Annotated in this window: 6 protein-coding genes and 1 pseudogene; 1 reads left to right on the top strand and 6 read right to left on the bottom strand. The window is 29.9% G+C overall.

The annotated features are described in order from the left end of the window. Both ACTG3V_RS14965 and ACTG3V_RS14960 read right to left on the bottom strand, forming a co-directional pair. Window positions 1-374: pseudogene (locus ACTG3V_RS14965) on the bottom strand (magnesium chelatase); the annotation flags it as partial. A 116-nt stretch (window positions 375-490) separates the two neighbouring features. After that, a complete protein-coding gene (locus ACTG3V_RS14960; RefSeq protein WP_439132981.1) occupies window positions 491-1615 on the bottom strand; it encodes a vWA domain-containing protein in 1125 nt (374 codons plus the stop codon). Window positions 1616-1937: 322 nt separating this feature from the next. Here ACTG3V_RS14960 and ACTG3V_RS14955 point away from each other — a divergent pair, with 322 nt between their 5' ends. Continuing rightward, the gene (locus ACTG3V_RS14955; protein WP_439132980.1) at window positions 1938-2813 is read left to right on the top strand and encodes a TIGR01777 family oxidoreductase; all 876 of its coding nucleotides are present in this window, start codon (window positions 1938-1940) and stop codon (window positions 2811-2813) included. Between the two features lie 2 nt (window positions 2814-2815). Here the strand turns inward: ACTG3V_RS14955 and ACTG3V_RS14950 are convergent, their stop codons facing one another. The 4 genes from ACTG3V_RS14950 to ACTG3V_RS14935 are packed head-to-tail and all read right to left on the bottom strand — an operon-like array spanning window position 2816 to window position 5187. Beyond that, on the bottom strand, window positions 2816-3457 hold the full coding sequence (locus tag ACTG3V_RS14950) for a YceI family protein (RefSeq protein ID WP_439132979.1): 642 nt from the start codon (window positions 3455-3457) through the stop codon (window positions 2816-2818). An 11-nt stretch (window positions 3458-3468) separates the two neighbouring features. Next, window positions 3469-3747 (bottom strand): acyl-CoA-binding protein, encoded by a 279-nt coding sequence (locus tag ACTG3V_RS14945; RefSeq protein WP_439132978.1) that lies wholly within the window; start codon window positions 3745-3747, stop codon window positions 3469-3471. After that, a complete protein-coding gene (locus tag ACTG3V_RS14940; RefSeq protein WP_439132977.1) occupies window positions 3734-4390 on the bottom strand; it encodes a phosphatidylserine decarboxylase family protein in 657 nt (218 codons plus the stop codon). The genes ACTG3V_RS14945 and ACTG3V_RS14940 overlap by 14 nt, the downstream gene beginning before the upstream one ends. 2 nt (window positions 4391-4392) lie before the next feature. Next, the gene (locus tag ACTG3V_RS14935; RefSeq protein ID WP_439132976.1) at window positions 4393-5187 is read right to left on the bottom strand and encodes a phosphatidate cytidylyltransferase; all 795 of its coding nucleotides are present in this window, start codon (window positions 5185-5187) and stop codon (window positions 4393-4395) included. Between the last annotated feature and the right edge of the window lie 65 nt (window positions 5188-5252).

The following is a 5252-nucleotide window of genomic DNA, read 5'->3' as shown; positions in this document are numbered from 1 at the left end:
CTATGCAACCAAAAAATCGGAGTTTCATCTCCTTTCTCTTTAATCGTTTCTATGGCAAATCTTGATATTGGTTGTAAAGGATCATCATTAATTTCAGAACCTTTTACAACAGGTATATACTCATCTAATAAATTTACCATTAACCTAGCCAAACGTGTTTTTGCTTGACCTCGTAAACCCAGTAAATTAATATTATGTTTGCTTAAAATTGCTCTTTCTAATTCAGGAATAACTGTATTTTCATAACCATGAACGCCTTGAAAAACGGTTTCTTTACTCATCATTTTACTGATTAAGTTTTCTCGCAACTCATCTTTTATAGATTTTGATTGGTATCCTGATTCTTTTAATTCTCCTAATGTTTGTATGTTCATAAGCCTCTCTCTAGCTCTCTCCAAAGGAGAGAGAAAATATTGTGTTTATCTGTATGTTAAAATTTCTATTTTCAAACTTACTAAAAGCCTTCCCTTTGAGAAGGTTTGATGGGCTTCTACCCTTTAATCCTCTTTTTCCTATTCGTTTCATAATCCTCAAAAATCATTTCACCTAAACCTTTTAAACCGGTATAAAATGCTTTTCCTTGGTTTGCTTGTGTAAATGCTCTTACAAATTGCATTAAATAGGGGTCTTGTGCAATCATAAAAGTGGTAATAGGAATGTGCAATTTTCTTGCTTGTTGCGCCATTGCGTAACACTTATTTACAATATGTTTATCTAAACCATTGCTATTTTTATAGTATTGTCCATCAGGCAAACGCAAACAACTAGGTTTACCATCTGTAATCATAAAAATTTGTTTGTTGGTGTTCTTTTTTCTACGAAGCAAATCCATAGCCAAATTTAAGCCAGCAACAGTATTTGTATGATAAGGACCAACTTGTAAATACGGTAAATCTTTAATTTTAATGGTCCAAGCATCATTCCCAAAAACTAAAATATCTAAGGTATCTTTTGGATAACGAGTAGTAATTAACTCAGCCAAAGCCATCGCTACTTTTTTAGCAGGTGTAATACGATCTTCACCATATAAAATCATAGAGTGACTTATGTCAATCATTAAAACAGTACTCATTTGACTTTTATGCAAGGTTTCTTCAACTACTAAATCATTTTCAGATAAAGTAAAATCGCCAATTCCGTTGTTAATTTGAGCATTTTTAATACTCTCTGTTATGGAAACTTTATCTAAATTATCCCCAAATTGATACGCTCTAAAGTCGCCTGTATGCTCATCCCCAATTCCTGGAGACTTACTTTTGTGGCTTCCAGAACCTGATCTTTTGATTTTCCCAAAAATATGATTCAAAGCTTGCTGGCGAATTGCACGCTCTGTTTTTGGAGTTATTTTAGTACCTCCTATTCCATCAGCATCTATCTCTTCTTTAATGTATCCTTTCTTTTTTAAATCTTCAACAAAATCGTCAATGGTATAAGCTGGTGTAGTTAACTTATATTCTTTATCTAAAGAACGCAACCAATCTATAGCTTCATCAAAATCGCCAGAAGTATAGGTAATTAACTCTTTAAAAATTTCAAAAAGTTTCTCGAAAGGAGATTGATTTTTTGCTTCATAGGTTTTAAATACAAAACCCTTTCTTCTAGTTTTATTTTTCATCACTATAAAAATACGGCTTTAAAATATGGTATTGAAAAAATTAACATTGCTTTAATAAATGTTTCTATTATTTATATTGATACCTTTTTGAGGTAAAAATGCTTATGCTTAAGTCATTTTAATTGTACTAAAATTAACAGCAATTATAGGGTGCTATTTATAATTCATTGAAGAAACAACTTAAAATTAATGTAGTAAATAGAATGAAAAAAATATTTTGATAGATAAAATATACATAGTATTTAAGCGATAAAAATAAAGTTATAAGAACTATCTATTAAAAACTACAATCTTTGTGATATTGGTTTTTTATTTTTATGATATGGCAAAAATTTTAATTACAGGGGGCACAGGTTTAGTAGGTACAAAGCTCACTGAACTACTTATTGCAAACAACCATGAAGTGGTTATTTTGAGTAGAAATCCTAAAAATAATAATGAGTTTAAATGGGATGTTTCTGAGCATTATATCGATAATAAAGCCTTTGAAGGTATAACATATATTGTTCATTTAGCAGGTGCTGGTATTGCAGATGAAAGATGGACTGAAAACAGAAAAAAAATAATTATTGATAGTAGAGTAAAAACTGCGAATTTAATTTATGATAAAGTTAAAGAATTAAATATTAAATTAAAAAAATTTATCTCTGCTTCTGGAAGCGGTTATTATGGTGCAATTACTACAAATAAAATCTTTAAAGAAACAGATGATGCTGGAAACGATTTTTTAGGTGATGTTTGTGTACAATGGGAGAATGCAGCACATCAATTTAAAAAATTAAATATTCCTGTTACTATTCTAAGAACGAGCGTTGTTTTATCTAAAAAAGGAGGTGCTTTAGAAAAAATGCGTACCCCAATTGTAGCTCCTTTAGGATCTGGAAAGCAATATATGCCATGGATACATATTGATGATTTATGCCAAATGTATCTTAAAGCAATAGATGATGATTTTACAGGTGTTTTTAATGCGGTTTCCCCTGAACATCATACAAGTACGTCATTTTCTAAAACCTTAGCTAAAAGTATTAACAGGCCTTATGTTGGTTTACCTGTGCCGAGTTTTATGCTGAAATTAGTTTTTGGTGATATGGCAAAAATCTTGTTGGAAGGTAGTAGAATTTCTGCAAAAAAAATCGAAAAGAATGGGTATTCTTTTCGATTTAAAACACTTAAAAAAGCGCTGAATAATTTATAGTTTTACTTAAAAGTTGAAGTAATATTTAAGCCTACTTCACTCCAAGTTTTAGAGATTCCATCACCCCCTGTATGTAAAGCTTCACAAACTTTATTTAAAGAAGCTAAAGCTGCACTTGCATTCCACGTATTTACATCAATAGTAGCTTTCATATTAAAAGTTTTATCTACAATAGTATAGGTAAATGGTACATCTTTGGTTTCTCCATTCATAGTTATTTTTGCTGTACCTGTTGTGTCATCGTTTAACATTAGCTTACCAGATAATAATTTTGTATTGTCCATAACACCAAAGAAAAACTTTCTAATTTTATAATCTCTACTAGAATCTTTTGTTGCTAAACTACTAACAGGTATAGAAAATTCGGTATTGTTAATCGCTTCTTTTACAGAGTTTCCTTCGCCTCCAGAAAGTACATCGATTTCTTTAAAAGTTCCACCCACAGCTATTTTATCAGTAGTTTTGTATGCAGTAAAATTAATATCGTTTTTTGCATTTAAAACGGCAAAAGGTGCAGTACTTTTCTTAACTTCTACTTCTTTTGGAGTTTCTTTTACTACTTCTTTTTTAGCTTCCGATTTACAGGCTGTGAGATTAATAGCAGCTGTAATTATCATCAAGGCAATGATATTTAGTTTTTTCATGAGTTTTGTTTTTATTGTTTTAAAATTGTGTTTGCTAATTTTATGTATTCTTTTTTGGCTTCCTCTGCAGACATGCCATTGAGTTGTATCCAAGCATTTAACTTAAATGCGCTTCTAACATCTAAATCGCTATTAAATGAAAAATTATTGCCAAAACTAGCTTGTTTGTAATATGCGTATAACTTAAGCATAACATCGGGTGCTAGCGCTTTTCTTAATTCAGATATTTTGTTAAAAGCAACTTTAAACTTTTTATCTAAATTATTGTAATCATCATTATTTTTCTGCAATAACTTGGACACCACCTTTTACTTTATCACCTAAATTAACTTTTATATCTGTACCTAATGGTAAATATACATCAACCCTAGAACCAAATTTTATAAAACCTGCATCTGTACCTTGTACAATGTCATCACCTACTTTAGCATAATTTACAATTCGTTTGGCCAAAGCTCCTGCAATTTGTCTGTAAAGAATTTCACCAACAGTATTATTTTTAATTACAACTGTAGTTCTTTCGTTTTCAGTAGATGCTTTTGGATGCCAAGCTACCAAATACTTTCCTGGATGATATTTACTATAAGTAATACGACCACTCATGGCATATCTTGTAACATGTACATTTATTGGCGACATGAAAATAGAAACTTGTATTCTTTTATCTTTAAAATATTCTGGTTCTTCTACCTCTTCTATAACAACTACTTTACCATCTACAGGAGCAATAATTGTATTATCGCTAAGCATTGTAAGCCTTTTCGGATTTCTAAAGAATTGGAGTACAATAATTAAAAGTGCAATTGCTAAAATTTGAATGGTTTTTACAATCCAAATGATATCAATTAGATTTTCGGCTAATAAAATTAGTGCTAAAACTATAATTAAGGTAATTGCTATAATTTTGTAACCTTCTTTATGAAATCGAATCATACTTAAATAATAAAGTTTATATACAAATATACAAAGGGTGCAGCAAACAACAAACTATCTAGCCTGTCTAAAATACCACCATGACCTGGCATAATATTTCCACTGTCTTTTATGTTGGCTTGTCTTTTAAATTTAGATTCTACCAAATCTCCTAAAGTACCCACTAAAGATACAATAACAGCAATAATCAACCAATTTAATGTAGAAAAGTCTGTGTTTAATTTGCTAATTAACAAGCCTGCTAATAACGAAAATATTAATCCTCCTAAAAGTCCTTCAATCGTTTTTTTAGGCGATACAGAAGGGAATAGTTTATTTTTACCAAAGTTTTTACCTACTAAAAAGGCGAAAGAATCATTTACCCAGATAATTGATAAAATACTAATCATTAAATAAGGATGAAAATCACCTCCATAAAAGGGCAATAAAATGAGAAAACACATCGAAAAAATTACATATCGAATGGTAACTCCTAATTTAGCTCTTTGATTTAATAATTTAATAGCTGAATTAGTAAATAGTTGATATAATAAAGATAAAGATGATAGTATATTTATAGCAAGTACTAAAGTAGTTGCAAAACTCTCTTGTCTCTTCATCAATAAAAACAGCAGAAAAGGGAAAAAAATATACGCAGCATAATTTTTTAAACCAGCCATTTTAGAAAACTCCCAAATACATAAAAAACCAAATATGGTTATTAAAACAATATAAGATTCTTTAGAATATAGAATCGCAGAAATAAAAATTAAAATGTATACAATTCCAGAAAAACTTCTTTTAAGAAGGTTGCGCATATTATAAATCTTCTAAGAGCAGCAAATATAAGTTTTTTGAGTTATTGTTTCCGTAGTTTAAAAAA

This window comes from Polaribacter sp., from assembly GCF_965660385.1.
Taxonomy (GTDB): domain Bacteria; phylum Bacteroidota; class Bacteroidia; order Flavobacteriales; family Flavobacteriaceae; genus Polaribacter.
Note: the sequence above shows the minus strand (reverse complement) of the source record. Positions and strands in the feature narration are given on the sequence as shown.

What these genes read in the sequence shown, in the direction of transcription:
- ACTG3V_RS14960 (WP_439132981.1), bottom strand. Translation starts at nt 1,615, where the DNA reads ATGAAAAATAAAACTAGAAGAAAGGGTTTTGTATTTAAAACCTATGAA.
- ACTG3V_RS14955 (WP_439132980.1), top strand. Translation starts at nt 1,938, where the DNA reads ATGGCAAAAATTTTAATTACAGGGGGCACAGGTTTAGTAGGTACAAAG.
- ACTG3V_RS14950 (WP_439132979.1), bottom strand. Translation starts at nt 3,457, where the DNA reads ATGAAAAAACTAAATATCATTGCCTTGATGATAATTACAGCTGCTATT.
- ACTG3V_RS14940 (WP_439132977.1), bottom strand. Translation starts at nt 4,390, where the DNA reads ATGATTCGATTTCATAAAGAAGGTTACAAAATTATAGCAATTACCTTA.
- ACTG3V_RS14935 (WP_439132976.1), bottom strand. Translation starts at nt 5,187, where the DNA reads ATGCGCAACCTTCTTAAAAGAAGTTTTTCTGGAATTGTATACATTTTA.